At 69.5% G+C, this 25,347-nt stretch carries 28 protein-coding genes; 14 read left to right on the forward strand and 14 right to left on the reverse strand.

Translation table 11 applies throughout. The features are described from left to right. Positions 1–123: 123 nt before the first annotated feature. Positions 124–1,722 carry a restriction endonuclease gene (locus MED01_RS36100; protein ID WP_238669085.1) on the reverse strand — a complete coding sequence of 533 codons (1,599 nt, stop codon included), beginning with the start codon at positions 1,720–1,722 and terminating at the stop codon, positions 124–126. Positions 1,723–1,838: 116 nt separating this feature from the next. On the opposite strand from MED01_RS36100, the gene MED01_RS14490 reads away from it, so the two are divergent. Further along, a complete protein-coding gene (locus MED01_RS14490) occupies positions 1,839–2,396 on the forward strand; it encodes an HD domain-containing protein (RefSeq protein WP_238669086.1) in 558 nt (185 codons plus the stop codon). Here the strand turns inward: MED01_RS14490 and MED01_RS14495 are convergent. Both MED01_RS14495 and MED01_RS14500 read right to left on the reverse strand, forming a co-directional pair. Then, positions 2,384–2,854 (reverse strand): NUDIX hydrolase, encoded by a 471-nt coding sequence (locus MED01_RS14495; protein WP_238669087.1) that lies wholly within the window; start codon positions 2,852–2,854, stop codon positions 2,384–2,386. The two genes, MED01_RS14490 and MED01_RS14495, sit on opposite strands and share 13 nt — an antisense overlap. A gap of 26 nt (positions 2,855–2,880) precedes the next feature. After that, a complete protein-coding gene (locus MED01_RS14500; protein ID WP_238669088.1) occupies positions 2,881–3,630 on the reverse strand; it encodes an XRE family transcriptional regulator in 750 nt (249 codons plus the stop codon). Positions 3,631–3,819: 189 nt separating this feature from the next. Here MED01_RS14500 and MED01_RS14505 point away from each other — a divergent pair, with 189 nt between their 5' ends. Both MED01_RS14505 and MED01_RS14510 read left to right on the forward strand, forming a co-directional pair. Beyond that, positions 3,820–3,981, forward strand: coding sequence for a hypothetical protein (locus MED01_RS14505; protein ID WP_238669089.1), 162 nt, complete (start codon positions 3,820–3,822; stop codon positions 3,979–3,981). Beyond that, positions 3,968–5,212, forward strand: coding sequence for a helix-turn-helix domain-containing protein (locus MED01_RS14510; protein WP_238669090.1), 1,245 nt, complete (start codon positions 3,968–3,970; stop codon positions 5,210–5,212). Before MED01_RS14505 ends, MED01_RS14510 begins: the two co-directional genes overlap by 14 nt. A gap of 54 nt (positions 5,213–5,266) precedes the next feature. Here MED01_RS14510 and MED01_RS14515 read toward each other — a convergent pair whose 3' ends face one another. Continuing rightward, positions 5,267–5,716 carry a hypothetical protein gene (locus tag MED01_RS14515; protein WP_238669091.1) on the reverse strand — a complete coding sequence of 150 codons (450 nt, stop codon included), beginning with the start codon at positions 5,714–5,716 and terminating at the stop codon, positions 5,267–5,269. A 147-nt stretch (positions 5,717–5,863) separates the two neighbouring features. On the opposite strand from MED01_RS14515, the gene MED01_RS14520 reads away from it, so the two are divergent. Further along, positions 5,864–7,060, forward strand: a complete 1,197-nt coding sequence (locus MED01_RS14520; RefSeq protein WP_238669092.1) for an epoxide hydrolase family protein — start codon at positions 5,864–5,866, stop codon at positions 7,058–7,060. Positions 7,061–7,065: 5 nt separating this feature from the next. Here MED01_RS14520 and MED01_RS14525 read toward each other — a convergent pair whose 3' ends face one another. Beyond that, positions 7,066–7,932: a metallophosphoesterase family protein gene (locus tag MED01_RS14525; RefSeq protein ID WP_238669093.1), complete on the reverse strand. Its 867-nt coding sequence runs from the start codon at positions 7,930–7,932 to the stop codon at positions 7,066–7,068. Positions 7,933–8,072: 140 nt separating this feature from the next. Between MED01_RS14525 and MED01_RS14530 the strand changes: the two genes are divergently transcribed. Beyond that, a complete protein-coding gene (locus tag MED01_RS14530) occupies positions 8,073–8,924 on the forward strand; it encodes an alpha/beta fold hydrolase (RefSeq protein WP_238669094.1) in 852 nt (283 codons plus the stop codon). A gap of 89 nt (positions 8,925–9,013) precedes the next feature. On the opposite strand, the gene MED01_RS14535 is transcribed toward MED01_RS14530, so the two are convergent. The 6 genes from MED01_RS14535 to MED01_RS14560 are packed head-to-tail and all read right to left on the reverse strand — an operon-like array spanning position 9,014 to position 14,631. After that, positions 9,014–10,030: a methyltransferase gene (locus MED01_RS14535; RefSeq protein WP_238669096.1), complete on the reverse strand. Its 1,017-nt coding sequence runs from the start codon at positions 10,028–10,030 to the stop codon at positions 9,014–9,016. A gap of 42 nt (positions 10,031–10,072) precedes the next feature. After that, complete coding sequence (locus tag MED01_RS14540) at positions 10,073–10,702, reverse strand: hypothetical protein (protein WP_238669097.1); 630 nt, start codon at positions 10,700–10,702, stop codon at positions 10,073–10,075. After that, positions 10,699–12,105 carry a selenium-binding family protein gene (locus MED01_RS14545; RefSeq protein WP_238669098.1) on the reverse strand — a complete coding sequence of 469 codons (1,407 nt, stop codon included), beginning with the start codon at positions 12,103–12,105 and terminating at the stop codon, positions 10,699–10,701. The genes MED01_RS14540 and MED01_RS14545 overlap by 4 nt, the downstream gene beginning before the upstream one ends. A 14-nt stretch (positions 12,106–12,119) precedes the next feature. Then, positions 12,120–12,851: an ABC transporter ATP-binding protein gene (locus tag MED01_RS14550; protein WP_238669099.1), complete on the reverse strand. Its 732-nt coding sequence runs from the start codon at positions 12,849–12,851 to the stop codon at positions 12,120–12,122. After that, positions 12,824–13,657 (reverse strand): ABC transporter permease, encoded by an 834-nt coding sequence (locus tag MED01_RS14555; RefSeq protein ID WP_238669100.1) that lies wholly within the window; start codon positions 13,655–13,657, stop codon positions 12,824–12,826. Before MED01_RS14555 ends, MED01_RS14550 begins: the two co-directional genes overlap by 28 nt. Then, positions 13,654–14,631, reverse strand: a complete 978-nt coding sequence (locus MED01_RS14560; protein WP_238669102.1) for an aliphatic sulfonate ABC transporter substrate-binding protein — start codon at positions 14,629–14,631, stop codon at positions 13,654–13,656. Before MED01_RS14560 ends, MED01_RS14555 begins: the two co-directional genes overlap by 4 nt. Positions 14,632–14,808: 177 nt before the next feature. Between MED01_RS14560 and MED01_RS14565 the strand changes: the two genes are divergently transcribed. Continuing rightward, positions 14,809–15,984 (forward strand): LLM class flavin-dependent oxidoreductase, encoded by a 1,176-nt coding sequence (locus tag MED01_RS14565; RefSeq protein WP_238669103.1) that lies wholly within the window; start codon positions 14,809–14,811, stop codon positions 15,982–15,984. Positions 15,985–16,018: 34 nt separating this feature from the next. Here the strand turns inward: MED01_RS14565 and MED01_RS14570 are convergent, their stop codons facing one another. After that, a complete protein-coding gene (locus MED01_RS14570; RefSeq protein ID WP_308193474.1) occupies positions 16,019–16,564 on the reverse strand; it encodes a GNAT family N-acetyltransferase in 546 nt (181 codons plus the stop codon). Between the two features lie 46 nt (positions 16,565–16,610). Further along, on the reverse strand, positions 16,611–17,015 hold the full coding sequence (locus MED01_RS14575) for a hypothetical protein (protein ID WP_238669105.1): 405 nt from the start codon (positions 17,013–17,015) through the stop codon (positions 16,611–16,613). Positions 17,016–17,327: 312 nt separating this feature from the next. Between MED01_RS14575 and MED01_RS14580 the strand changes: the two genes are divergently transcribed. Genes MED01_RS14580 through MED01_RS14605 form a run of 6 tightly spaced genes read left to right on the forward strand, consistent with a single transcriptional unit; the run spans position 17,328 to position 21,911 of the window. Further along, positions 17,328–17,630, forward strand: coding sequence for an urease subunit gamma (locus MED01_RS14580; protein ID WP_030335444.1), 303 nt, complete (start codon positions 17,328–17,330; stop codon positions 17,628–17,630). Next, positions 17,627–17,974, forward strand: a complete 348-nt coding sequence (locus MED01_RS14585) for an urease subunit beta (protein WP_238669106.1) — start codon at positions 17,627–17,629, stop codon at positions 17,972–17,974. The genes MED01_RS14580 and MED01_RS14585 overlap by 4 nt, the downstream gene beginning before the upstream one ends. After that, entirely contained in the window at positions 17,971–19,674 is a 1,704-nt protein-coding gene (locus MED01_RS14590; RefSeq protein ID WP_238669107.1) for an urease subunit alpha, read from the forward strand. Before MED01_RS14585 ends, MED01_RS14590 begins: the two co-directional genes overlap by 4 nt. Next, positions 19,674–20,420, forward strand: a complete 747-nt coding sequence (locus MED01_RS14595) for an urease accessory protein UreF (protein ID WP_238669108.1) — start codon at positions 19,674–19,676, stop codon at positions 20,418–20,420. Before MED01_RS14590 ends, MED01_RS14595 begins: the two co-directional genes overlap by 1 nt. Then, on the forward strand, positions 20,410–21,195 hold the full coding sequence (gene ureG / locus MED01_RS14600; RefSeq protein WP_238669109.1) for an urease accessory protein UreG: 786 nt from the start codon (positions 20,410–20,412) through the stop codon (positions 21,193–21,195). Before MED01_RS14595 ends, ureG begins: the two co-directional genes overlap by 11 nt. Then, the gene (locus MED01_RS14605) at positions 21,195–21,911 is read left to right on the forward strand and encodes an urease accessory protein UreD (RefSeq protein WP_238669110.1); all 717 of its coding nucleotides are present in this window, start codon (positions 21,195–21,197) and stop codon (positions 21,909–21,911) included. The genes ureG and MED01_RS14605 overlap by 1 nt, the downstream gene beginning before the upstream one ends. 117 nt (positions 21,912–22,028) lie before the next feature. Here the strand turns inward: MED01_RS14605 and MED01_RS14610 are convergent, their stop codons facing one another. After that, a complete protein-coding gene (locus tag MED01_RS14610) occupies positions 22,029–22,493 on the reverse strand; it encodes a MarR family winged helix-turn-helix transcriptional regulator (RefSeq protein ID WP_238669111.1) in 465 nt (154 codons plus the stop codon). 96 nt (positions 22,494–22,589) lie between these two features. Between MED01_RS14610 and MED01_RS14615 the strand changes: the two genes are divergently transcribed. Beyond that, a complete protein-coding gene (locus tag MED01_RS14615; RefSeq protein WP_238669112.1) occupies positions 22,590–23,672 on the forward strand; it encodes a substrate-binding domain-containing protein in 1,083 nt (360 codons plus the stop codon). Positions 23,673–24,091: 419 nt separating this feature from the next. Continuing rightward, complete coding sequence (gene urtA / locus MED01_RS14620; RefSeq protein ID WP_238669113.1) at positions 24,092–25,336, forward strand: urea ABC transporter substrate-binding protein; 1,245 nt, start codon at positions 24,092–24,094, stop codon at positions 25,334–25,336. The last annotated feature ends 11 nt before the right edge of the window (positions 25,337–25,347 follow it).

A 25,347-nucleotide genomic window follows, 5' to 3' on the forward strand; every position in this document is an offset into this window, starting at 1 on the left:
AGCCGGACGTGTTACAGATCAAATGACAGCGATCCGTAACGCATCAAGTGGAGCCCGACAACCCTCGTCGCGCGTCTGCCAGGTGTCGGTGGACATGCTGCCACCAATTGCTTCAACGCTTATCTACCCGGCTGGTCCGGGCCGGCCAGTCTGGTTGTTGTCGGACGCGCGGATCCTAGTTGGCGGACTTGTTCCCGGGATTACATCAAATCCCAAGTGCTCCTTGATTAGGTGTTTCAGCTCGGCACCGTTGATCAGGGTGATTCGGTTCCGCTGCGCGAACTGCTCGCTGGTCCGGCTAAACCACGAAGTAGTTACGAGTACACCGGTGGTGGCGTTGTGATCAGTCATCACGCCTGTGAGCGCGTGCACAGCGTCAAGCCCAACAAGCTTGGTCCACCTCTTGGCCTGTATCAGGCAAACCCCGCCGAAGAACAAGTTTTTGCTCGTTGCGACGGCGTCTACGCCCCCATCTTTCGACGGGACCGTCCGCCAAGCCTCTGCCCCCATCGCCGCAAAAAGGTCCTTGACTAAATGCTCGAACTCAGTTGGCGACAGTTTCAACAGATTCCGCCGAGAGTCGAGGCCGGCCAGTTCGTCTGCAGCGTCGACGAACCTGAATCTTTTGAGATCAAAGGCAATAAACGGTTCGACCGCTTCCAGGTCAAACGGGTTTGGCGACACCAACGCATTGAGGTACTTGAGACACGCAGCAGGATCCACTTCGGCTAAGTTCAGATCAGCGAATGCGGACCGCTCGGCTTCGACGCTGATGAGGTGTGGTCGAGCTTTCTTACCAGTGGCTCTGTCTGTGGTGCTCACGCGACCGTTAAATACCACAGCCTCGACGACCTCGGTCGGCGTGCTGCGGAAAATTTCGTGTAGCGTCCTGAGTGCCATAGACGCGATGAGTCGCGCGTACCGTTGCTTGACCTCTGTTACCGGCCTAGGAACAGGATCCACAGAATCGCGGCTCTTTACGTAACGGTACTCTCGAACGTTCGGCACAACCTGCTGCGCTGGCAACTCGAACTCAACAACCACGTCTCGGTTTTCGGGCCGGTACGCAATCTGCCACTTACGTGGAAAGGTCTTAGGATACGTAGAAGCCCAAAGCACCTTATCTACAAACCACTCGACAGCTTCGGCTTCCCCCAGCACGAACCCTTGTCGACGAGCATCCAGATTGTTGTTGTACAGGTCAGCACCGGCGCGGGCGTCTTCTACCTTTCGATGGTGCTCAGCTTGGGCCACCGCCAGCTTAAGCAAACGTTCGCCCTCGGCCCGCTGAAAGTCGACGATTGCAGTTTCGAATGAGCGTCGCGCTTGGGCGAGGGTTCGATGATATCGGCTCATTCCGCCGAACAATCGTCCAAAACCTCGGGGCTCGACAGGGGCATACTGCTGCCACACTGGTTCAGCAAGAGGCGTTGCCAGGGCCCCTGGCTGAAAAGTCGGCGGTTCAAACTTCGCCTTAAGTCTGGCAAAAGACAACGTTGGGAGATTTAGTACATTCACGAGGATTTTCTCAAGTAGCTCGATTTCCTTGGCCATCGCTGAAGTTTTCGTCTCGGCCAAGCGCTGCTGCTTCGCGACATGCTCCACCTGTCGAGCCTTCTGCTGCTCTCTGGACTGACGGGCAGCTTCCCGTGCCAGCCGGTCAGCCTCTCGCCGTTCCGCCGCCAACTGTCGCGCCTGATCTGGGCGACCACCTTGAGCCACGCGGCACCTCCGCCCACTACGGAAACTATCGATCCGACTACTCTAGGTATCGACTGTCCGTCTTGGAAGAGGGGATCGACCTAGCGCCTGAGTTCCGCGAGCCCTAGGCTCTCGACATGGTAGGAACCGTCGAGCGGGCGGCCAGGCTGGCTGAACAACACCTCGCAACTGCGTTACCTCGGCGTTGGCAGCATGTCCGGTCGGTTGCTGCGAAGGCTCAGAAGCTCAGCCCGTTGGTTGGTCAAGATGCGGAGACGCTTGTCGCCGCTGCCTGGCTGCACGACGTGGGTTATGCGCCTGAAATCGTCGCGACCGGCTTTCACTCGCTCGACGGTGCTCGTTGGCTACTGCGCCATGGCGCCGCCGATCGGCGGCTTGCAGGCCTGATCGCCCATCACTCTTGCGCTTCGTACGAGGCGGACGAGCGGGGCTTGGGACAAGTTCTACGCTCGGAGTTCCCCCAAGAAGAGTCGCCGACGTCCGACGCTCTGTGGTACGCAGACATGACGACAGGACCGGATGGCCAGGACCTGGCGGTGGGAGAAAGGCTTGCCGAAATCCGTAGACGGTACGGCCCCGACAGCATCGTCACACGGTTCTGGCAGAAAGCCGAGCCGGCGTTACTAGAGGCAGTTAGTCGGACGCAGCGCCGGATGGCCGCCTACCCGATGTAGGGCTCACTCCGTCGCTCAAAACCAGTATCAATTCGCAGTCGCATCGACGGATGGATCATTAATTCGTCAAGTTCATCGTGTGCGACCCAGCGCACCGCCGACGACTCGTCGCTTGTCGCGGGACTCCCACTCATGTAGCGACCTCGAAAGCAAATCGAAAACTGTTGCCGCACTTCACCATCGCTGTACTCCACAACGTGGTTCGGGTTGGTGTAGATACCGACTACGCCAGTCACCTCGACGACAATGCCCGTCTCCTCGCGCGTCTCCCGGACAGCCGCCTCGGCGATGTACTCGCCGAAGTCCTGGGCACCGCCCGGTAGCGCCCACAGCCCGTTGTCGGTGCGTTGAATGAGCAGCACCCGCCCCTGCTCGTCTTGCACGAAGACGGTCACGGCTACGACGATGCTGTTCGGCTTCGGGGCGTTCGGGTTGTTGAAGTGCTCGATCCGGGCCATTGCCTCAGCCTCTCACCGCGGTCGGCTCAGTGGTCAGGCCAGACGGCCCGCTTCTTCCCGACGACCCGGTTGAAGCTGGCGACGTAGCTGTCGAAGAGGTCCCCGCCGCCGAGTCGGCGCAGGTGCAGCACTGGGGCGTAGGCGGCGGGTGTGCCGTAGAGGTGGGTGTTGACCAGCATCTCGTCGTCGAAGCGGTAGATGGAGTTGTAGAGGATGGTGTCGTGGTAGTAGATCCCGACGTTGTCCAGGTCCCGTAGGTCTTTGTAGAAGGCCAACGCGTTCAGGATCTTGTTTGACATGGCTGGGCCGATGCCTTCGTCGTCCCCGCGTTCGGCGATGTGCTCGCCCTCCGGGTCGCCGAATAGCAACTCCACCTGGGCGCCGGCTAAGGCCTTCTCGCGGAGCGTCGGAACCCAGCGGTGGTTGAACTCGGGCAGGAACAATCCCCCGTAGACCAAGACGCTGACCTGTTGGGTGGCCTGCTCCAGGAGCCGCTGCCAGAGGTCGGTGGGAACGGCTCCGCGGCGCGGGTAGATGTGGACGAGTTCCGACTGGCTGATCTGCACGGCTCGCTGCGTCGGCAGCGCGTCCGGCCAGAGGTACGACTCACTCTCGTTCAGTAGTTCGGCGATGGTGTGGCGGTAGCGCGGGTAGGGGGTGCGGGTCTGTGTCACCCACCGCTCGACTGTCTTCGGGTCGACACCGAGTTTTTCGGCCAGCGCCGATGCTGTCAGACCGTTCTTGAGCATCCCGTTGCGAAGACGGTCGTTCGGCATCGCGTCTCCTGCTCACTGGCTTGGGGGACAGCGTGGGGACGACCCAGCCTAACAAGGACGTCCCCAGTCGTCCGTGACTCGCGGTGAAGTTGTCATCACCAACTGGCGGAGTCTCGTCTCACAGGAGAGGTCATCCAGACAGGACGCGAGAGGCCCCGACGAAGTGCGGCGAGGCTGACGGAGGTGGGCATGCAGGGCGACGAGCCGACGAGCAGAGGCGAGCAGTCGGAGGCCGCCGAGTGGGAGGCTGCCAAGCAGCGCCTCTTGGCGCAGGCCGAGGCGGAGCGCGTACCCGTGGAGGACACGACCCGTGCGGTCCCGGACCGGCGGTGGCGGCGTGACCAACGATGACGTCCCGATCGGTCGGCGGGTGGCGCGTTGGCGGGTGCGGCGGTCGATGACGCAGCAGATGCTGGCCGACCGGTTGCGGAGGTCGAAGAGCTGGGTGGACAAGGTGGAGCGGGGTGTGCGGGCCCTGGACCGGTACTCGGTGATCCAGGAGTTGGCTCACGTGCTGCGGGTAGACCCGGAGGTGCTGCTCGGTCAGCAGCGCAGCACCTCGGCGGGGACGCCGGACGGGGTGGACGACATCCGGGCCGCCCTCGCCCGCTATGACACCCCGCAAGCTCCACAGCACACGGACGAGCTGAGAAGGCAGGTCGGGTACGCCTGGCTGAGCTACCAGCACGCGCACTACGGCCAGTTGGTGCGAGTCCTTCCGGGTCTGCTCGACGCCGCTCAGGCCGTGCGGTCACCGGAGTTGCTGGTGCAGGCGTACCGGATCACCTCGTCGTTGCTGGTGAAGCTCGACGAGGCCGACCTCGCCTGGCTGGCCGCCGACCGGGCGATGTCCGCTGCCGGCGACGACCCGATCCTGGCGGCAACGGCGGCCATCTCGGTAGGCCAAGCGCTCCGCGCGCAAGACCGAGACCATCTGGCCCTGGCCGCACTGCTCGCCGCCGCCAATCGCCTCCTTCCACCCTCATCCCACGATGGTGATCAAGAGGTTTGCGGGACCTTTGGAGATCAAAATTGCCTCAAACCTCTTGATCACCGGGGTCGGGGCGATCACCGGGTTCAGGGCGACAGCCGGGAGTGGGCGGTGGGTGGGACGTTGCTGCTTCAGGCGGCCCTGGCCGCCGCCGGTTGCGGCGAGCACCGCCAAGCCGACGAGCTGACCGAGCGGGCCGCGGGGATCGCCGCCAGCCTGAGGGGGTACGACGATCCGCACCGCACCAACTTCGGGCCGATCGCTGTCGAGTTGGCCCGTGTTCTGGTGGCGGCGCAACGAGGTGACGCCGCCGAGGCGCTGCGAAGGCACCCGATTGTGGTGCGGCGGGAGGGGTGGCGGCGGTTGCCGGCCGAGTATCGGGGCGCGTACCTGGTCGACGCCGCTCGGGCGTACCTCCAGGTAAGTGACCTGCGCGGGGCTGCTCGCGCGCTTGTCGACGCGGACAGCATCGCGCCGGCTGAGGTTCGGTGCCGGCCGTTGGCGCGTACCCTCATCGCCGATGTCGCCCGCGCGCAGCCCGCGCCGGCCGGCGTGGCGCGACTGGCCGCGGTGGTCGGCCTCACCCACTGACAGACGAGCGTCGGCGCAGGTCGTCGGCCGGGCGAATGGTGCGTACCGGCAGCGTCAGTGCTCCCAGAGGTCCTCGGTGCGGAAGTACCTGGCGGTGAACGTCTCTTCCAGGGGGCCGGTGTCCGTCTCGTCTGTCCACCAGCCTGGCCAGACGTCGACACCGGAGGGCGCGCTGATGGCAGTCAGGACGGTGGAGCACCGGTGGCAGCGTCGAGGTGCCAAGTCCCGGAACCGCCCGCCGCAGTCGCATCGCCGTAGCCGTGCCTCAAGTGCCGCCATCAGCGTGGCGTAGGTCCTGTCCTCGGAAGGGAGCGCGTCGGCGATGCTCCTGAACGTCCTGTCGTAGTAACCGACATCTACCCGCATCGGGCAGCTCTCGCAGTAGAGGAAATGGCAGTCCAGAAGCGGCGAGTGGTCGAGGCGGTAAAGGCGTTCGTGGCACTCCGGACAGGTAATTTCCTCGCCATTAAGCCAGTTGTCGTCGAGTTCGTCCGGTTGGCTCACCGGTTGATCATCCCACGGGTGTGGCGTGGAGGCGCGTCGGCGATTCGCGTTTCGGCCCGGGTGGTGCCGGCCCGCTGTGAGACTGGGCGAGTGCCGACTCCATCGGTGCATCGGCACTGTCCGACTCGACGTGGCGAGGTGGGGAAGATGCCCAACGACAACGAGATTCGTCCCTTCCGGCTGGACATACCGGAGGACACGATCGCCGACCTGCGTCGCCGGATCGCGGCTACCCGCTGGCCCACTCGCGAGTTGGTCACCGATCGCTCGCAGGGGGTGCAGTTGGCGACGATCCAGGAGTTGGCCCGGTACTGGATGTCCGATTACGACTGGCGTCCGTGCGAGACGAAGCTGAATTCGTTGCCGCAGTACACGACGACCATCGACGGCGTCGAGGTTCACTTCATCCACGTGCGGTCGCAGCATGAGAACGCGATGCCGCTGATCATGACGCACGGCTGGCCGGGCTCGGTCGTCGAGCTGCTCGGAGCCGTCGGCCCGCTGACCGACCCGACGGCGCACGGCGGCACGCCCGAGGACGCGTTCCACCTGGTGCTGCCGTCGTTGCCGGGCTACGGCTTCTCCGGAGAGCCAACCGAGCCTGGCTGGAATTCCGCGCGGATGGCGCAGGCGTGGGCGAAACTCATGGACCGCCTCGGGTACCAGCGCTACGTCGCACAGGGCGGGGATGTCGGCGCCGCCGTCACGGACGCCATGGGACGCCAAGGTCCCCAGGGTCTGCTCGGCATCCACGTGAACCTGCTCGCCGGGGCGGTAGGCATCAAGGACAAGTTGCCGGCGAAAACCGAGCAGGAACGCGCCGCGCTGGACGCGCTCAACCTGTTCGCCAAGGACGGCTTCGGCTACTTCCTGGAGCAGTCCACCCGGCCGCAGACGATCGGCTATTCGCTGCTGGACTCACCTGTCGGGTTGGCGGCCTGGATGCTCGACCACGACACGGACAGCTACTACAAGATCTCCCGGGCGTTCCTCGACGGCGAGCCGAGCGGCGGCCTCACCCGCGAGAGCATCCTCGACAACATCACGCTGTACTGGTTGACGGGTACCGGTGCCTCGTCCGCCCGGTGGTACTGGGAGCAGGGGCGGTTTCAAGCGGCGGCCCAGGCGGCCGGTCAGGCCCCGCCGCCGGTCACGGTGCCGGTCGGCTTCACCACGTTCCCCGGCGAGATCTGGCCCGCTCCGCGTAGCTGGGCCGAGGCGGTCTATCCCGGCATCGCGTACTTCAACGAGGCTGACCGCGGCGGGCACTTCGCGGCGTGGGAGGAGCCGGAACTCTTCTCCGCCGAGGTGCGGGCCGCGTTCCGGCCGCTGCGGAAAGCCTGACGTCGTCACCCGCTGACGGACGAGCGCCTGCGTACGTCGTCGGCCGGGTTGATCGTGCGTACCGGATCGGGCACCGGCGCGCGGGGCTGCCACTCGCGGGGGTAGCCGAGGGAGACCTCCTCGAACCGGACCCCGTCGTGGAACGTGGTGCGGGGGATGTGCAGGTGCCCGTACACCACTGTGGCCGCGCCGAAGCGCAGGTGCCAGTCGCTGGTGCGGACGGTGCCGCACCACTGGGCGAACAGCGGGTACCGCAGGACGTCGGTGGGTTCGCGCACCAGCGGGTAGTGGTTGACCAGCACCGTCGGCAGCGCCGGGTCGCGTTCGGCCAGCCGGCCTTCGGTCTCGGTGACCCGGGCCGCGCACCATGCCTCCCGGCTCGGGTACGGGTCGGGGTGCAGCAGCGCCTCGTCGGTGCACACCACCCCGGCCTCGTACGCCAGGGCCAGCGACTCCTGCTGGGTGCGTGCCTGCGGCACCCGGAACGTGTAGTCGTAGAGCACGAAGAGCGGGGCGATGGTCGCCGGGCCGCCGTCGCCGTCCCACACCGGGTACGGATCCTCCGGAGTGACCACCCCCAACCGTCGGCACATCCGCACCAGCTCGCGGTAACGCTCCGCACCGCGCACCGTGACCGGGTCGCGCGGTGGCGTCCACAGCTCGTGGTTGCCCGGCGCCCAGATGACCCGCGCGAACCGACTGCTCAGCAGCCCGAGCGCCCACTCGATGTCGGCGAACCGGTCGGCGACGTCACCGGCGACGAGCAGCCAGTCCCCGGCGTTGTCCGGGTGCAGGTCCTGCACGAACGCGCGGTTCTGCGGGTGCCCGACGTGCAGGTCGCTGACGGCCCGTAGCCGGGGCGGAAGGTTCACCTCCCGAGGTTAGGACGGCAGAGGGTGGTCGCGGAACCTCTGCGCCTGCCGTTCGGGCCGATCCGACGGCCCGCATATCCGGCGACCCGACGGGAAAGCGCGGGGCGTCCGACAGCCCGAGACCGGAGCAGGAGTAAAACATGCCTTTCATCACCGTGGGGACGGAAAACTCCGCGCCCATCGACCTGTACTACGAGGACCACGGTTCCGGTAAGCCGGTGGTGCTGATCCACGGCTTCCCGTTCAACGGCGCGACCTGGGAGAAGGAGACCACCGCGCTGCTCAACGCCGGATACCGGACGATCACCTACGACCGGCGCGGTAACGGCAACTCCGCCCAGCCGGCGTTCGGGTACGACTACAACACGTTCGCGGCGGACCTTGACGTGTTGATGACCGAGTTGGACCTGAACGAGGTGACCCTGATCGGTCACTCGATGGGCACCGGTGAGGTGGTCCGCTACCTCGGTAACTACGGCTCGCAGCGGGTCAGCCGGGCCGTGCTGCTCAGCCCGTTGCAACCGATGCTGGCCAAGGCGAACGACAACCCGGAGGGCGTCGACCGGAGCCTGTTCAAGGGTTTCCAGGACGCCATCATCAAGGACCGCTTCGCCTACCTGACGTCCTTCTGCGACGCGTTCTTCAACCCGGACCAGAACATGGGCAAGCGGGTCAGCGAGGAGGCGTACCGGGCGCACTGGCAGATCGGCGCGATGGCCTCCGGTAAGGCCACCCACGACAGCGTGGACGCCTGGCAGGAGGACTTCCGCCCGGACCTGCCGAAGATCAACATTCCGGTGTTGATCGTGCAGGGTGACCAGGACCGGGTGCTGCCCTACCCGGTGACCGGTCAGCGCCTCGGGCCGATGATGCCGACCGGCACGCTCGTCACGCTCAAGGGCGCGCCGCACGGCATTCCGTGGACCCACGCCGACGAGGTCAACAAGGCGATCATGGACTTCATGAAGCAGCCGGCGAAGGCTCGCGCCTGACCCGTACCGGTAGCCGATCGGACGCCAGCGCCGTGAGGCGCCGCGGCACCCGGCCCACGGTTCGCACCGGGGCCGGGTGTCGTCGTCGGTCAGGCCCGGCGGGCCACCACAGCGCCGTTGGCGCCGGGCGCGTCGAACGGCACGGTACGCACGTCGACGAAGCCGGCGTCGGTGAGCCAGGCCGCGTACTCGGCGCCCGAGTAGTTCCGCCCGCCCTCGGTCTCGACAAGCATGTTCATCCCCATCAGGGCCGCCTCGGGCGGCCCGGTGCGCTCGTCGTTGAGCAGCAGTTCACAGACGACGATCGCCCCGCCGGGTGGCAACGCCGCGTGGCACCGGGCCAGTAACGCCCGGTTCGTCGGCTCGTCCCAGTCGTGCAGGATCATGCTGAGCAGGATGACGTCGTGCCCGTCCGGTAGCGCCGGGTCGGCGAGGAAATCACCGGCCACGGCGTCGATCCGCCCGGTCAGGCCGGCCTCAGCGATCCGCTCCCGGGCTCGGACGCAGACATGCGGCAGATCCAGGACGGTCGCCCGCAGCTCGGGCAGACGGCGGCAGAACTCGATCGGGAACGCGCCCGCCCCGCCGCCCACGTCGAGCAGCCGGCGGTGCGCGGAGAAGTCGTAGGCGTCGGCCAACGCGCTGGCGGTGAAGCTGGACGTGGAGAACATCGCGTCCCAGAACTGCGCCAGCATCTGCGGGTCCTCGGTGTCGAACATCGACTGTTGGGACTCCGGATCCCAGGTCAACGGCCGATCCGTGCGCAGGGCCTCGCCGATGCGGTGCCAGGGCAGGTAGGTGCGCAGGTCCGAGTAGCGAACCTGCGCCCCGAAGTAGTACGGGCGACCCTCGACCAGGAACTGCTCGGCCAACTCCGAGTTGCGGTAACCGTCGCCGGCCTTCTCCAACAGGCCGAGCGACGCACAGGCGGCCAGCAGCAGGTCCGCGGGCCGGTCGGGCAACCCGAACTCGGCGGCGGCCTGCTCGACGGTCATCGTCCGCCCGCCGGCCAACCGGGTGAACAGGCCGAGTTCAACGCCGACCGCGAGGGTCTTGAACCCCCACACACCGGCCACCAGACGCATGAGGGGAGTCGGGGTGATCACCAGGACATGAGATCACACATCACACGTTTCCACGATGGATGGTCACGCCCGGATCAGCGTCACCAACCCCGCGGCCACCAGCACCCCGGCCCACAGCCGGTCCACGTTGAACCAGGCCCGACGCAGCACACCGACCCCGAACACCTGATAGACCAGCAACGCGACGACCAGGGCAACGCCGAGCATGGCCACCGTGTGCACCCCGGCCGCCGCGATGCCGGACAGCGCACCCACCGGCGCGGCGGCCAGGTGCCCGGAGTGACCCCCGGACACCGGCTCGGCCACCAGCACCGGCAACAGCATCAGCCCGGCGCCGTGCGCCGACGACATCAGGAACGACCAGCCGGCGAGCTGTGCCGCGGACAGCCGCATCCCCGCCCAGCGGAAGTGCCGCTCGGAGAGCAGCCGCCACAGCCCGAAGGCGACCAGCAGCACACCGCCGACCACCGCGAGAGCGGTGCTCGCCGTCACCGACCGGGTGGCGGCGACCAACGCGGCGACGATGGCCACCGAAGCGAGATGCCCAGCCGCGATCGGCGGCAGGGCGCGCAGCAGCGCCAGCCGGTTGCGCTCCTGGAGACCCCGGGCCACCGCGAACAGCCACCCCATCGCCGGGTTCAGACCATGGAACGCGCCGAGCGCGGCGAGCGTCGCCAGTGTGGTGACGGTCATGGAAAGCAGTACGAGTCGGAGGACGCGTCGCCGCCCTGCAACCGGGTCTGGTGCACCCGCAGGCCGCGGAACTCCTCCCCGTGCGGGAAGAACCGCTCATCCGGGGTCAGCCCACCGGCGTCCACGTCGACGTCGAGCTTCGCCAGCCAGGCGCCCACCCCGTCGGGGTAGAACTGGTCGTCCCACGCGCCGTAGAGCGAGTTGCTGACGTAGACCCGCCGGCCGTCGCGGCTCACCTCCACCATCTGCGGGCCACCGGCCAACGCCTCGTCCGGCGCGGACGGGTGCGCGGTCCGGCGGACGATCCCGCCGAGGTGCACCGAGCCCGTCTGCACCGGGTGCAGGGGGTCGCTGACGTCGTACTGGCGCAGCTCACCGGTGCCCCAGCAGGAGACGTAGAGGAACCGGTCGTCCACCGACAGGTCGATGTCGGTCACCAGTGGCGGCACCGCCCCGAACGGCTTGAGCAGGTCGGGCAGCTTCGCCGGATCGGCCGGCTCGGCCGGGATGTCGATCACCTTGGTGACCGCCCAGGCGTCCCCGTCGCGATGCCACAACCAGATCGAGGCGGACAGGTCCTCGACGCTGATCACCACCCCGACGAACCCGTACGACTTCGTCGGGTCGTGCGCCGGCCGCAGCTCCAGCGGCATCTGATACTGGTCACCGAGATCGACCCGTTGCACGTGCCGGCGTTTCGCCAGGTCCCAGAAGTGGATGGCGTGCCCGTAGCGACGGCCCAGCAGCAACTCGCCGATGATGCCGTCCTCGATCATCGACGGGGTGCCCCACTCGCTGGTGACCAGCACGTCCTGGGTCAGGTGCCACCACACGTCGTACGCCAGGAACTGCGGACCCCGGTCGGCCTCCCACGCCCCGCGTACCTCGAACGTGGTGTGATCGAGGATGGCGATGCCACCGGGACCCTCCTCGCCGTCCGCGCCGCCAAGAGCGGAGAGGTAGATGCCGTCGGGGCCACAGTGCACAGTGTGCGGCCGCGAGTAGCCGGCCCGCTTCGCCAGCTCCTCCGCCCCGATCACCTTGACGATCTGCGGCTGGCGCGGATCAGGCTGAGTGTCGAGCACGTGGATGCGTGACGACCGCAGGCCGGGCACGATCAGGTAGCGCCGCTCGACGTGCGGGTGCGGGGCGGTCGGGCAGAGCGCGCTGCTGCACGCGTTCCAGCCGAAGTGGTGCAGCTCGTCACCGACGTACGGCAGGTCGGTCCAGCCGACGACCCGGCCGTAGTCGGCCGAGTCGGGGTCGGTGTCCAGCACCACGATGGCGTCCGGACGGCTGGCCGTCCGGTCGAAGGCCGCCACGTAGGCGAGCTTCTCCGCCGGTGCGGTCACCGCCTCGCGGGGCGAGGGGTAGAACGTGGGATCGGGAGTCCAGCGGGTCATCACAGCTCCGCTCGTCAGGTGGTGGGGACGCCAAGTCGGTCGAGCAGGTGGCGGCGCAGCGCGCCGAAGGCCGGGTCGTCCGGGGTGCGGGTGGGGCCGAGGTCGACGGGTAGCTCCGCGGCGATGCGGCAGTCGTCGAGGAGCAGGATCCGGTCGGCGAGCAGCAGCGCCTCCTCCACGTCGTGGGTGACCAGCAGGGCGGCGAAGCCGTGCTCGGCGCGCAGCCGGCGCAGCAGGATCTGCATCCGCAGTCGGGTCAGCGCGTCCAGCGCGCCGAACGGCTCGTCGAGCAGCAGCAGGTCCGGTTCGCGGACCAGAGCCCGCGCCACTGCCACCCGCTGCGCCTGCCCGCCGGACAACTCGGCCGGCCAGGCGCGGTGCCGCTCGGCGAGACCGACCTCGGCCAGCGCCCGCCGGATCCGCCCAGGAGCGTCCACGCCGGACAGCCCGAGCCCCACGTTGTCCGCCACCCGTTTCCACGGCAGCAACCGGTGTTCCTGGAAGACCACGGCGGCGGTGCCGTGTACGACGCTCGTCCCGCTGGCCTCGCCGTCCAACCCGGCGAGAATCCGCAGGAGCGTGCTCTTGCCGGAACCACTGCCGCCCAGCAGGGCCACCACCTCACCGCGGGCGATGCTCAGGTCGACCCCGGCCAGCACGACCGTCGGCCCGAACGCCCGGCGCACCGCGTGCGCGGTCAGCACCGGCTCCGCGCCGGTCAGGTGGCCCGCAGTCCGCGACGCCATGTCAACATCCTCCTCTCCAGTACGCGCAACGCACTGTCGGATATCAGCCCGAGCAGGGCGTAGACGAGCAGGCCGAGCACCACCACGTCGGTCTGGCTGAACTCCCGCGCCTCCATCATCAGAAAGCCGATCCCGGTCTGGGCGTTGACCTGCTCGCCGACGACCAGGCTGAGCCAGGCCGCGCCGATCGCCAGCCGCAGGCCGAGGAAGAGCGACGGCAGCGCGCCGGGCAGCACCACGTGGCGCAGCCGGGCGGCCTGGCCCAGACCACAGGTACGGGCCGCCTCCACCAGCCGTTCGTCGATGTCCCGGATGCCGGCGTAGGTGTTGAAGTAGATGGGGAAGAACGCGCCCAGCGCCACCAGGCTGATCTTCAGTGATTCGCCGATGCCGACCCAGATGATCAGCAGCGGCACCAGCCCGAGGTGCGGCAGCATCCGGGCCATCTGCACCGGCGGGTCGACCAGGTCGTCACCGAGCCGCAGCAGCCCGGCCACGGTGCCCAGAGCCAGGGCCAGGAGACCTCCGATCAGCAGGCCCGCCCCGGCGCGGGTGAGGGAGTCCAGCAGGTGGATGCCGAGTGTTCCGTCCCGGCTGAGCCGCAAGCCGGTGGCCAGGACGTCGCTGGGCGCTGGCAGCTTCTCGGCCGCCAGCAGCCCGGTCCGCGCGGCCAACTCCCAGCCCAGGACCAGCGCCGCCGGGCTCACCACCCGCCGCCAGCGCCGGGCCGGCCGCTGACGACGGGGTACGACCGGTGCCGCCGCCGTGACCTCGTCGGGCGCCTCGACGAGGCTGGTACGACTCACTGGAACACCTCGTTGAACCGGCCGTCGACCCGGGATCGGAGGTCGACCGGCCCCGGGATGAGGTCCAGGGCGATGAAGCTGTCGGTGATCGCCTGAAGTTCGTCGCCGATGGCCGGGGTGACCGGGGCGAGGGGCCTGGCGCTGCGGGCCAGCGCGCGGCTGGTGACGTCCTGCGGGATCTTCAGCTCCGGTGCGAGGGTGCTGGCTCGCTCCTCGGGGTGGGCGATGCCCCAGTCGGTCACCTCGCGGTAGCGCTGGAGGAACGCCCGGATCTCGTCCGAGCGCTTGTCGACCGCCCGGGGCGCGGCCAGGACGTACTCACGGTTGCTGGCCAGGCCCGTCGCGTCGGCGAGCACCTGGACCCCCGGCTGCTCGGCCAGCGCGAAGTACGGGTCCCAGATCACCCAGGCGTCGATCTGGCCGCCGTCGAACGCGGGCCGCCCCTCGGCGGGCTTGAGGTACTTGACCTGGATGTCCTTCAGGGTCATGTGGTTCGCCTCCAGCAGCCGGACCAGCAGCCAGTGCACGTTGGACCCCTTGTTCAGGGCCACCGTCCTGCCCTTGAGGTCGGCGAAGCTGCGGTAGCCCCGATCGGCCTTGACCAGCACGGCCTCGCCCTGCGGGATCGGCGCCGAGGTGCCGATGATGGAGAACGGGATCTTTCCGGCGGCGGCGAAGACGGGCGGCGCCTCGCCGACCTGTCCGATGTCGATCGAGCCGGCCTTGAGCGCCTCGGTGAGCGCCGGACCGCTCTCGAACAACGACCACTGCACATCCGGTGCGGCGTCGCGCGCCTTGACCAGGCTCAGCCCGCCGAAGCGCTGGTAGCCGATCCGGAGCTTGCCCGGCGCGGCGTCAGCATCGGCGGACCCGCCGCACCCGCTGACCGCGACCGTGGCGAGCACCGCCACGGTGGTGAGCACGGCCGTCAGCAGGCGGCGATGCGGGGGGTGGCTCGTCGACGGGGTGGGCATGGCGGCTCCTCGGGTCGGGCAGGGCGGGGTGGCGACGCATCGACCGGTGTCGGCGCCTGAGGTAGCCTACTAACCCGATAGGTTTTATGGGTAGGCTGTCGGCGGGATCGTCCCACCCCTCAGGAGGTGCCCGCGTCACCGCGTGCGCCGACCGCCCCGCCGACGGAAAGAGCCGCGATGACCCTCACCTTCCACTGGTTCCTGCCCACCAACGGCGACAGCCGGGACATCGTCGGCGGCGGACACGGTGTACCGACCGGCGCCGCCGGAGGCGCACGCCCCGCCAGCGTGGCGTACCTCGGACAGATCGCGCGCAGCGCCGAGCAACTCGGCTTCGTCGGCGCGCTCACCCCCACCGGCGCCTGGTGCGAGGACGCCTGGCTCAGCACCGCGATGCTCACCGAGGTGACCGAGCGACTCAAGTTCCTGGTCGCCTTCCGACCCGGGCTGCTGGCCCCCACCCTCGCTGCCCAGATGGCCTCCACCTTCCAGCGGTTGTCCCGGGGCCGGCTGCTGCTCAACGTGGTCACGGGCGGGGAGTCGCAGGAGCAGCGGGCCTACGGCGACTTCCTGGACAAGGACGCCCGGTACGCGCGGGCCGACGAGTTTCTACACGTGGTGCGCGCGCTCTGGCGCGGCGAGACAGTCGACCACGACGGCACCCACGTACGCGTCGAACAGGCCCGGCTGCACCGGCTGCCCGACCCGGTGCCACCGGTCTACTTCGGTGGGTCCTCCGCGGCCGCCCTCCCGGTGGCGGTGCGGCACAGCGACGTCTACCTCACCTGGGGCGAACCACCAGCCCTGGTCGCCGACAAACTGGAGCGGGTTCGGGCGTTGGCCGCCCGCTCCGGACGGGAGTTGCGCTTCGGCATCCGGCTGCACGTCATCGCGCGCGACACCGCCGAGCAGGCGTGGGGGCAGGCCCAGCGCCTGCTCGACGGGGTCGCCGAGGCCGACATCCGGGCCGTGCAGGAGGGCCTGCGCCGCAGCGAGTCCGAGGGGCAGCGCCGGATGCTCGACCTGCACGGTGGCTCCCGCGACGGGCTGGAGGTCGCGCCCAACCTGTGGGCGGGCGTCGGGCTGGTCCGTGGCGGGGCCGGCACCGCCCTGGTAGGCAGTCATGCCGAGGTCGCCGACCGGATCGCCGAGTACCACGCGCTCGGCATCGACGAGTTCATCCTCTCCGGCTACCCGCACCTGGAGGAGGCGTACTGGTTCGGTGAGGGCGTGCTGCCGATCCTGCGCGACCGTGGGCTGTGGCGGCACCCCGACGGCCAACCAGGGGCCGCCGACCAACTCGACGTCCCGTTCGCCGGCGTGCCAGCGCCGCAGCCCGCCGGAGCCCGCTGACCGACCGACCCGCGGCAACCGGCGCCACGGCCGCTCACAGGTCCATCGCGTAGACCCGGACCTGACGGCCGGTGTCCGGCTGCACGGTCTCGCGTTCCAGCGACATGCCCAGCTTGACCATCACCCGCGCGGACGCCTCGTTGCCGACGACGTGGATGCTGACCAGCCGCCGCAGGTCGAGCGTGGCACGGGTGTGGGCGACAACGGCCCGGGCCGCCTCGGTGGCCAGGCCCCGACCCCAGTACGCGCGGCCGAGCCGCCAGCCGATCTCCACGGCCGGCATGATCTCGGGCAGGAAGGTCGGCACCGCCAGTCCGGTGAAACCGGCCAGCTCGCCGGTCTCTCTGACCTCCACCGCGTACAGGCCGAAGCCGTGCTCGTCCCACTGCCGCTGATAGGTGGCCAGACGCTCCGCGGTCGCGGCCCGGTCCAGGGTGCGGCCGTCATGGATGTAGCGCATCACCTCGGGCTGCGCGTTGACGGCGGCGAACCCGTCCAGATCATCGCTTCGCATGCGGCGCAACAGCAGCCGCGGAGTTTCCAGGGACGTGGCATCAGGGGAGCTTTTCGGGTCAGGCACCTCCCCTTCGTAGCATTTCGGCGCCCACGGGGGCGACGGGACGTCTCTAGGCGGAGCGGCCGGCGAACCGCTGGCCGACCCGCCGCCCGGCGAGGCTCACCAGCGTGCTGCCGACAGCCATCCCGACCAGCACCAGAATCCCGCCGACCACCCACAGCCCGCTGTCGTCGGTCCCGGCGGCCCGCCACGACCAGACCGCCGTGAACGCCACAGTCATCACCGGCGCCACCAGCCACGGACTGAGCCGCGTCCCGGCGAGCGCGGCCAGCAGCACCAGCGTCAGCACGCAGCCGATCACCTGCCACGCCTCGTACGGGCCGCTGCTCGCGCCGGTCTGCGCGTCGACCGTGTACCGGGTGTCCCAGCCCAGCCAGAGGATCCACGCACCGACCGTGGCCACCGCCAGAAACAGAACACCGAGCAGTGCGCGGGTACCCCTCGTTGCCGTCATCGGGCGATCATGCCCTGCCTGCCGCCGCACCGGAACACGGACCGGCACCCGGCACCATCCCTGAATGGCTGTTGCCTCGGTCGGTGGCGATCCTCTACGGTCTGCTCAGCGGTGGGCGGTGCGGTCCGCATCCGACCCGACACCGCCGGTTGCCCGTCGTGCGGGCCGGGATGGTGGAATCCCGGGTCGCCCCGTCGGCGGTGACCCGGCGGTCGTGTGACTCCCAGCTCGTCCCCTCGGGTCCTGTTGCCCGGGTGGCTCCGTGTGGAGCCGACGGCGAGCCGGGGCACGCCGACCCACCGGGAGAGCCCCGTGTTCCTCAGCCCGCACGAGCAGGACCGCCTGCTCGTCCACGTCGCGGCAGATGTCGCCCGCGCCCGCCGCGAACGCGGCCTGCGCCTCAACTACCCCGAAGCCGTCGCGGTGATCACCGCGTTCCTCCTCGAAGGGGCCCGCGACGGGCGGTCGGTGGTCGACCTGATGTCGGCCGGCCGGGCGGTGCTCGGCCGCGACGACGTCCAGGACGGCATCCCCGAGCTGCTGAGGGAGGTGCAGGTGGAGGCGACCTTCCCGGACGGCACCAAGCTCGTGACCGTGCACCACCCGATCCCATGATCCCCGGGGAGATCCTGCCGGCGGCGGACCCGGTCGACATCAACGTGGGGCGTCCGGTGACCACGGTGCTCGTGGTCAACACCGCCGATCGCCCGGTGCAGGTCGGCTCGCACTACCACTTCGCCGAGGCCAATCCGGCGCTGTCGTTCGACCGGGGCGCGGCCTGGGGACAACGGCTCGCCGTTCCGGCCGGCACCTCGGTCCGGTTCGAGCCGGGCATCAACCGCAGCGTCGACCTCGTGCCACTTGGCGGCGCACGCGTCGTGCCGGGCCTGCGCGCAGAGTGCGCCGGACCGTTGGACCCGTCGCCGCACGCGGTCACGGCCGACGGGTCGCCGCGGTGAGCGTCGTGCGGCGGGACCGCTACATCGACCTGTACGGACCGACGACCGGTGACCGGATCCGACTGGCCGACACCAACCTGCTGATCGAGGTGGAGACCGACCACTGCGTGGGCGGCGACGAGGCGGTCTTCGGCGGCGGGAAGGTGATCCGCGAGTCGATGGGGCAGTCCCGTGCCACCCGCGCCGAGGGGGCGCTGGACACCGTCATCACCGGCGCCGTGGTGCTCGACCACTGGGGCGTGGTCAAGGCCGACGTGGGGCTGCGCGACGGGCGCATCGTGGCGCTCGGCCGCTCCGGCAACCCGGACACCATGCCCGGTGTCCACCCCGACCTGGTCATCGGCCCGTCGACCGAGGTGATCGCGGGCAACGGTCGGATCCTCACCGCCGGAGCGGTCGACACCCACGTGCACTTCATCTGCCCGCAGATCGTCACCGAGGCGCTGGCCAGTGGCATCACCACGATGGTCGGCGGTGGCACCGGGCCGGCCGAGGGGACCCGCGCGACAACTGTCACACCGAACGCCTGGCACCTGGCCCGGATGCACGAGGCACTGGACACCATGCCGGTCAACGTGCTGCTGCTCGGCAAGGGCAACACCGTCTCCACCGAGGCGTTGTGGGAACAGTTGCGGGCCGGCGCGGGCGGTTTCAAGCTGCACGAGGACTGGGGCACCACACCGGCGGCGATCGACGCCTGCCTGCGGGTGGCGGACGCGTCCGGGGTCCAGGTGTCGATCCACACCGACACGCTCAACGAGGCCGGGTTCGTCGCCGACACCCTGCGGGCGATCGGTGGTCGGGCGATCCACTCGTACCACACCGAGGGAGCCGGCGGCGGGCACGCGCCGGACATCATCACAGTGGCCAGCGAACCGAACGTGCTGCCGTCGTCGACCAACCCGACCCGGCCGTACACCGCAAACACCCTGGCCGAGCACCTGGACATGTTGATGGTCTGCCACCATCTCAATCCGTCCGTCCCGGAGGACCTGGCCTTCGCCGAGAGTCGGATCCGACCGTCCACGATGGCGGCCGAGGACCTGCTGCACGACCTCGGCGCGATCTCGATCATCGGCTCGGACGCGCAGGCGATGGGCCGGGTCGGCGAGGTGATCATGCGGACCTGGCAGAGCGCCCACGTGATGAAGGACCGGGTCGGCGCCCTGCCGGGTGACGGGCCCGCCGACAACAACCGGGCCCGACGGTACGTGGCGAAATACACCATCTGCGCGGCGATGGCCAACGGCCTGGAACGGGAGGTCGGCTCGGTCGAACCAGGCAAGCTCGCCGACCTGGTGCTGTGGGACCCGGCGTTCTTCGGCGTACGGCCGCACCTGGTGCTCAAGGGCGGCATGATCGCGTACGCCCAGATGGGCGACGCCAACGCCTCGATCCCGACACCGCAGCCGATGCTGCCGAGGCCGATGTTCGGGGCGTACGGCGCAGCGGCGGCCGCCACCAGCCTGGCCTTCGTGGCCCCGGCGGCCCTGGACGCCGGACTCCGCCTCGACGTGCGTCGCCGGGTGGTGCCGGTGAGCGACGTACGGTCGCGGGGCAAGGCCGACCTGCCGGAGAACAACGCGATGCCGCGCATCGAGGTGGACCCGGACACCTTCACCGTGCGGATCGACGGGCAGGTGGTGGAGCCGGACCCGGTGACCCGGCTGCCGATGGCCCAGCGGTACTTCCTGTTCTGATGGCGACGCCGAGCCTGCTGTTGCTGTTGGCCGACGGGCGCTTCCCGGCCGGGGCGCACGCGCACTCCGGTGGTCTGGAGGCGGCCGTCGCCGCCGGCCGGGTCACCGACCTGACCTCGTTGGAGGCGTTCCTGGCCGGACGGCTGGCCACCGCCGGTCTTGTCGGCGCGGCGTTCGCGGCGGCCGCACACCGGGTGGCGATGCCCGAGACGGTCGGCTCGGCGCACCCGGCCCGGTCCGCCCGACCATCGGACGCGCCGGTCGGGTCTCCCGCTCGGTCGGGGGCGCTGGCCCGGCTCGACGCGGAGCTGGACGCGCGTACCGCCGCCCCGGCGTTGCGGGCGGTCTCGCGCCGGCAGGGCCGGGCGCTGCTGCGAGCCGGCCGGTCCATCTGGTCGGACGCCCCGTTCGCCGACCTGCCCGCGACGCCAGGTGGCGCGCACCAACCGCTGGTGCTCGGGCTGCTCTGCGCTGCGGCCGGGTTGTCCCGCGTCGAGACCGCCACGATCGCCGCGTACGGGACGTTGACCGGGGCGGCCAGCGCCGGTGTACGTCTGCTCGGCCTCGATCCGTACCAGGTCCAGGCCCTGCTTGTCGGCCTGGCCGACGCCTGCGACGGCACTGCCGCCGACGCGGCGCGGGCCGCCGATGACCCACCGGAGCGGCTGCCGGCCGCCGCCGCCCCACTTGCCGACATCCATGCCGAAATCCATGCCACCTGGGAGGTGCGTCTCTTTGCGTCCTGACACCGTTGTGCCGAGCGCTGTGCCCGCCGTCGAACCGCTCACGCCGCCGCCGGCCGTCCCACCCCACGACGAGAGCGTTCCGCACGCCCATCCGGAGCCGGGGGTGGACCCCCATCCGCCGTTGGCGCGTGCCGGTCGGGCCCTGCGGGTCGGCATCGGCGGCCCGGTCGGCTCCGGCAAGACGGCCCTGGTGGCCGCGCTCTGCCGTGCCTTCGCCGACGAGTTGCGGCTCGGCGTGGTGACCAACGACATCTACACGACCGAGGACGCCGATTTCCTCCGGCGGGCCGGTGTGCTGGACCCGGCCCGGATCCGCGCTGTGGAGACCGGCTGCTGCCCGCACACGGCGATCCGTGACGACATCGGTGCCAACCTGGACGCCGTCGACGAGCTGGCCGAGGCCGTCGGCCCGTTGGACCTCGTCCTCGTGGAGAGCGGTGGGGACAACCTGACCGCGACCTTCAGTCGGGGGCTGGTCGACCGGCAGATCTTCGTGGTCGACGTGGCGGGCGGGGACAAGGTGCCCCGCAAGGGCGGGCCCGGGGTCACCGCCGCCGACCTTCTCGTGATCAACAAGACCGACCTGGCGCCGATGGTGGGTGCCGACCTCGCCGTCATGGATCGTGACGCGCGGGCCCGGCGCGGCGACCTCCCGACCCTCTTCCTGTCCATCGTGGGAGACCCCACCGCCACGTCGGTAGCGGACTGGATCCGGCACGAGTTGGCCCACCACGCCGCAGCGCACCCACTGACCGTGCCGGTCGGCCCGGCCTGATGCGAGCGCTCGCTCGGCTGGTCGCCCGGGCCGACGGTCGGGGTGGCACGGCCCTGGTCGAGCTGCACGGCGAAACGCCGTTGCTGCTGCGCCAGACCCCGACCGACGGTGGTGTCGCCACGGTGCACCTCGTCGGCGGGGCGGCCGGACCGCTCGCCGGCGACGATCTGCGCCTGGAGATCGAGGTTGGACCGGGCGCGGCCGTCCGGGTGCACAGCGTCGCCGCGTCGATCGCCCTACCGGGTCGCGCGGGTGCCGTCTCCCGGATGGCGGTTCGGGCGGTGGTGCACGCCGACGCCACGCTGCACTGGCTTCCGGAACAGTTGGTCGCGGCGGCCGGCTGCGCGCACCTCGCCGAGTCCCGGATCGAGTTGGCCGCCGGTGCGAGCCTGCTGTGGCGCGACGAGCTGATCTGCGGCCGGTACGGCGAGGCGCCCGGCGGCGCCGTCGTACACACCCAGGTCGACTACGCGGGTCGACCACTGCTGCGCCAGTCCCTCGCTGTGGGACCGCACGCGCCGGGCTGGGCCGGCCCGGCGGTGCTCGGCGGCGCCCCGGCCACCGGATCGCTGCTCGTGGTCGATCCGTCGCAGGCCGCCGAACCGCCAATGGCCGACGGCAGTGTCGCCCGGCTGCCGTTGGCCGGTGGCCCCGCGACACTGTGGACCGCCACGGCTCCCGACGCGCACACCCTGCGCGCCCACCTCAGCGTCTAGGGACCCGCTGCCGAGTCGTCTGCTGGTCCTGCCGGGATCGACCTCGGTCAGCGAGGCCGTTTCCGAGGTCAGTTTGGTGCGGTGAGCGACGGCGCCGGGCGGGAGCGGGGAAGGGGGTCAGCGGTGTGGACCGACCGCGTCGGCGTGCTCCCGCTGACGGGTCGGGTCGAGGCGGCCGACTAGGTCGTCGAGGTGGCCGATCAGGTCAGCGGCCTGCTGGACGCCCAGTTCGGCGATGCTGGCTCGGACTCGTTCGTCCAGGCGGGCGTGCTCGCGGCGGCCGCGAACTGTCAGGTACGCCCGGATCCGTCGGCGGTCGATCGGATCGACCCGGCGGAAGACGAGGTTGCGGTCGACGAGCTGGTCGACCAGCTTGGTGAGGGTGCCCGGCGGCAGTGACGCCTCGACGGACACCTCGCTCATCGGGTGACCCTGGCCGTCGGCGAGCAGGCAGAGCACCCGCCACGCCTCGATGCTGATCGCGTCGTCGGCCAGCACAGCGCCCAGTCGGCGGGAGAGCAGCCGTTCGGCGCGGGTGAGCGAGCGCAGCAGGTCGGCTGGCGTCCCGGGCACGTCTGACATGAAACTCCCTGGGCCGGTGGCCCTGTCATGGTAGCGAGTCGTCCCGGCCAGTGGTGAGCGCTGGTCTTCCGTCGTGGGCCGGGCAATCATGTGGTCATGTCCGCGCCGGCACCGCCGTGGCTGACCGTCGACAGTGCCGTGGTCAGCATCGCGCTGGTCTACCCGATGCGCGGGCCGGCCGGCATGTTCGGCCCCACCTGTGAACTCTGCGCGCAACTCGCGGTCGAGGAGATCAATCGGTGCGGTGGCGTGCTGGGTCGGGAGGTCCGGCTGGTGCCGGTCGACGGTGGCGCACCGCCGGCCGAGGTGGCCGCCGAGGTCGAGGCGTTGGTGTCGGTGGGGGCCGTGCAGGGGGTGACGGGGTGGCACATCTCCTCGGTGCGCCAGGCGTTGGCGCCCCGCGTCGCGCACCGGGTGCCCTACGTCTACACCGCACTCTACGAGGGCGGCGAACGCACCGAAGGTGTCTTCCTGACCAGCGAGACGCCGGATGCCCAACTGTGGCCCGCGATGCGGCTGCTCGCCGCGGAGCAGGGCGTGCGCCGCTGGTTCGTGGTGGGCAACGACTACGTGTGGCCGCGCCGGACGTCGCGCGCGGCCCAGCGGTACGCGCTGCGCGCCGGTGGGCAGGTGGTGGGCAGGCACTTCCTGCCGTTGGACGCGCACGACTTCACCGAGGTGTTGCGCCGCATCGAGCACAGTGACGCGGACGCGGTGTTGATGCTGCTGGTCGGTGCCGACGCGGTCCGGTTCAACCGCGCGTTCGCCCGATCCGGCCTGGACCAGCGCTGCCTGCGGTTGAGCACCCTGATGGACGAGAACATGCTGTTGGCCAGCGGCGCCGGCGCGACCCGGAGGCTGTACAGCACGGCGGGTTTCTTCGCCGGGCTGGTCACACAGGAGAATCTCGACTTCCACGGCGAGTTCGCGCGGCGTTTCGGGGTGGAGGCGCCGCCGCTGGGAAGCCTGGGGGAGTCCTGCTACGAGGGCGTCATGCTGCTTGCCGCGCTGATCGGCCAGGCCCGCACCCTCGACGTACGGGCCATCGAGACGGCCGCCGACACGGTTGCCTACCACGGGCCGCGTGGGCGGTTGCGGCTGCGCCAGCGGCACGTCCGGCAGCGCATCTACCTCGCCGAGGCCGACGGGCTCGACTTCACAGTGCTCGCCCAGCTCTGAACTCAGCACGGCAGTCGGCCCAGCCGACCCTTGACAGCGCCACCCGATCCCGTCCTAAGATGCTTCCTGCGTGAAGTATCTGCCATGGGGTCAGATCTCACCATTGCGTGCCCACCGTCGACGGATTTGTCCGTCGACCAATGTGGTGGCACTTATCCTGCGTTTTTCCGAACGGCCGACACCGCTTCCTCCCAAACGGTGTCGGCCGTTTTTCGTGCGCGCCTCGACGGTCCCTCGGAAACAGTCAATTAAGGACTGGGAAACACCCGCGCAATCATGCCGGTCAACGCTTTCCCTGCCCATATCCGATCCGGTGCCCTGCGCGGCGTCCACCCGTCGACCCTGGCATCGCCCACGTCAGCTCCATCGGACCGCACCGACCGTCCTTTCGCCACTTGAGTGCACCGCAGGGAGAGTAGATGTCATTATTCCGGGGCCGCCGCATCCTGGCGGGTGCCATGACCCTGGTCGCCGCGGCCGCGATGACCGCGTGCGGCAGCAAGACCACCGACGAGGGCGGCGCGACCGGCGTCACCGCCGACGTCTCCGGTGACACCGTCAAGGTGGGCCTGCTCAACTCGCTCTCCGGGACCATGGCGATCAGCGAGGTCACCGTCCGCGACTCCATCATGCTCGCCGTCGATGAGATCAACGCGGCCGGCGGTGTCCTCGGCAAGAAGATCCAGCCGGTCGGTGAGGACGGCGCCTCGGACTGGCCCACCTTCGCCGAGAAGGCCGAGAAGCTCATCTCCGAGGACCGCGTTGCCGCCGTCTTCGGCTGCTGGACGTCGGCCAGCCGCAAGGCGGTCAAGCCAGTGTTCGAGAAGAACAAGGCGTTGCTGTTCTACCCGGTGCAGTACGAGGGGCTTGAGCAGTCGCCCTACATCTTCTACACCGGAGCGACGACCAACCAGCAGATCGTTCCCGGGCTGGACTACCTCAAGTCGCAAGGCGTCAAGTCGGTCTATCTGGTCGGTAGCGACTACGTCTTTCCGCGAACCGCAAACAAAATCATCAAGGCGTACGCGACCGCGAACGGGATGACGGTGCTGGGTGAGGATTACGCGCCGCTCGGCTCCACCGAGTTCGGCACCATCGTCAACAAGGTCAAATCGTCCGGCGCGGACGCGGTGTTCAACACACTCAACGGTGACAGCAACGTGGCCTTCTTCAAGGAGTACAAGTCCGCGGGTCTGAGCGCCGCCGCGATGCCGGTGGTGTCGGTGTCGATCGCCGAGGAAGAGGTGAAGGGCATCGGCACCCAGTACCTGGAGGGCCAGCTGACGGCCTGGAACTACTACCAGACCACCCCGGGCGCGGCGAACTCGAAGTTCGTGGCCGCGTACAAGGCGAAGTACGGCGCGGACAAGCCGACAAGCGATCCGATGGAGGCCGCGTACGTCGGCGTGCACCTGTGGAAGGCGATGGTCGAGAAGGCCGGCGCCTTCGACGTGGAGAAGGTTCGCTCCGCCTCGGACGGGATCACCTTCGACGCGCCGGAGGGTCTGGTCACCGTCGACGGCAAGACCCAGCACATCGCCAAGACCGCCCGGATCGGCAAGATCGGCGCGGACGGTCTGATCACCGAGGTGTGGAACTCCGGCAAGCCGGTCGCACCGGACCCGTACCTCAAGACCTACCCGTGGGCGAGCGGCCTGAGCTGACGCCGCCGGCC

The organism is Micromonospora alfalfae, from assembly GCF_022230925.1.
In the GTDB taxonomy this organism is placed as follows: domain Bacteria; phylum Actinomycetota; class Actinomycetes; order Mycobacteriales; family Micromonosporaceae; genus Micromonospora; species Micromonospora alfalfae.

Coding starts and splice junctions, on each gene's coding strand:
- MED01_RS14540 (WP_238669097.1), bottom strand. CDS start 10,702: ATGACCGTCACCACACTGGCGACGCTCGCCGCGCTCGGCGCGTTCCAT.
- MED01_RS14550 (WP_238669099.1), bottom strand. CDS start 12,851: ATGGCGTCGCGGACTGCGGGCCACCTGACCGGCGCGGAGCCGGTGCTG.
- MED01_RS14610 (WP_238669111.1), bottom strand. CDS start 22,493: ATGTCAGACGTGCCCGGGACGCCAGCCGACCTGCTGCGCTCGCTCACC.
- MED01_RS14565 (WP_238669103.1), top strand. CDS start 14,809: ATGACCCTCACCTTCCACTGGTTCCTGCCCACCAACGGCGACAGCCGG.
- MED01_RS14520 (WP_238669092.1), top strand. CDS start 5,864: ATGCCCAACGACAACGAGATTCGTCCCTTCCGGCTGGACATACCGGAG.
- MED01_RS14500 (WP_238669088.1), bottom strand. CDS start 3,630: ATGCCGAACGACCGTCTTCGCAACGGGATGCTCAAGAACGGTCTGACA.
- urtA (WP_238669113.1), top strand. CDS start 24,092: ATGTCATTATTCCGGGGCCGCCGCATCCTGGCGGGTGCCATGACCCTG.
- MED01_RS14505 (WP_238669089.1), top strand. CDS start 3,820: ATGCAGGGCGACGAGCCGACGAGCAGAGGCGAGCAGTCGGAGGCCGCC.
- MED01_RS14560 (WP_238669102.1), bottom strand. CDS start 14,631: ATGCCCACCCCGTCGACGAGCCACCCCCCGCATCGCCGCCTGCTGACG.
- MED01_RS14490 (WP_238669086.1), top strand. CDS start 1,839: ATGGTAGGAACCGTCGAGCGGGCGGCCAGGCTGGCTGAACAACACCTC.
- MED01_RS14595 (WP_238669108.1), top strand. CDS start 19,674: ATGGCGACGCCGAGCCTGCTGTTGCTGTTGGCCGACGGGCGCTTCCCG.
- MED01_RS14585 (WP_238669106.1), top strand. CDS start 17,627: ATGATCCCCGGGGAGATCCTGCCGGCGGCGGACCCGGTCGACATCAAC.
- MED01_RS14545 (WP_238669098.1), bottom strand. CDS start 12,105: ATGACCCGCTGGACTCCCGATCCCACGTTCTACCCCTCGCCCCGCGAG.
- MED01_RS14495 (WP_238669087.1), bottom strand. CDS start 2,854: ATGGCCCGGATCGAGCACTTCAACAACCCGAACGCCCCGAAGCCGAAC.
- MED01_RS14530 (WP_238669094.1), top strand. CDS start 8,073: ATGCCTTTCATCACCGTGGGGACGGAAAACTCCGCGCCCATCGACCTG.
- MED01_RS14605 (WP_238669110.1), top strand. CDS start 21,195: ATGCGAGCGCTCGCTCGGCTGGTCGCCCGGGCCGACGGTCGGGGTGGC.
- MED01_RS14615 (WP_238669112.1), top strand. CDS start 22,590: ATGTCCGCGCCGGCACCGCCGTGGCTGACCGTCGACAGTGCCGTGGTC.
- MED01_RS14575 (WP_238669105.1), bottom strand. CDS start 17,015: ATGACGGCAACGAGGGGTACCCGCGCACTGCTCGGTGTTCTGTTTCTG.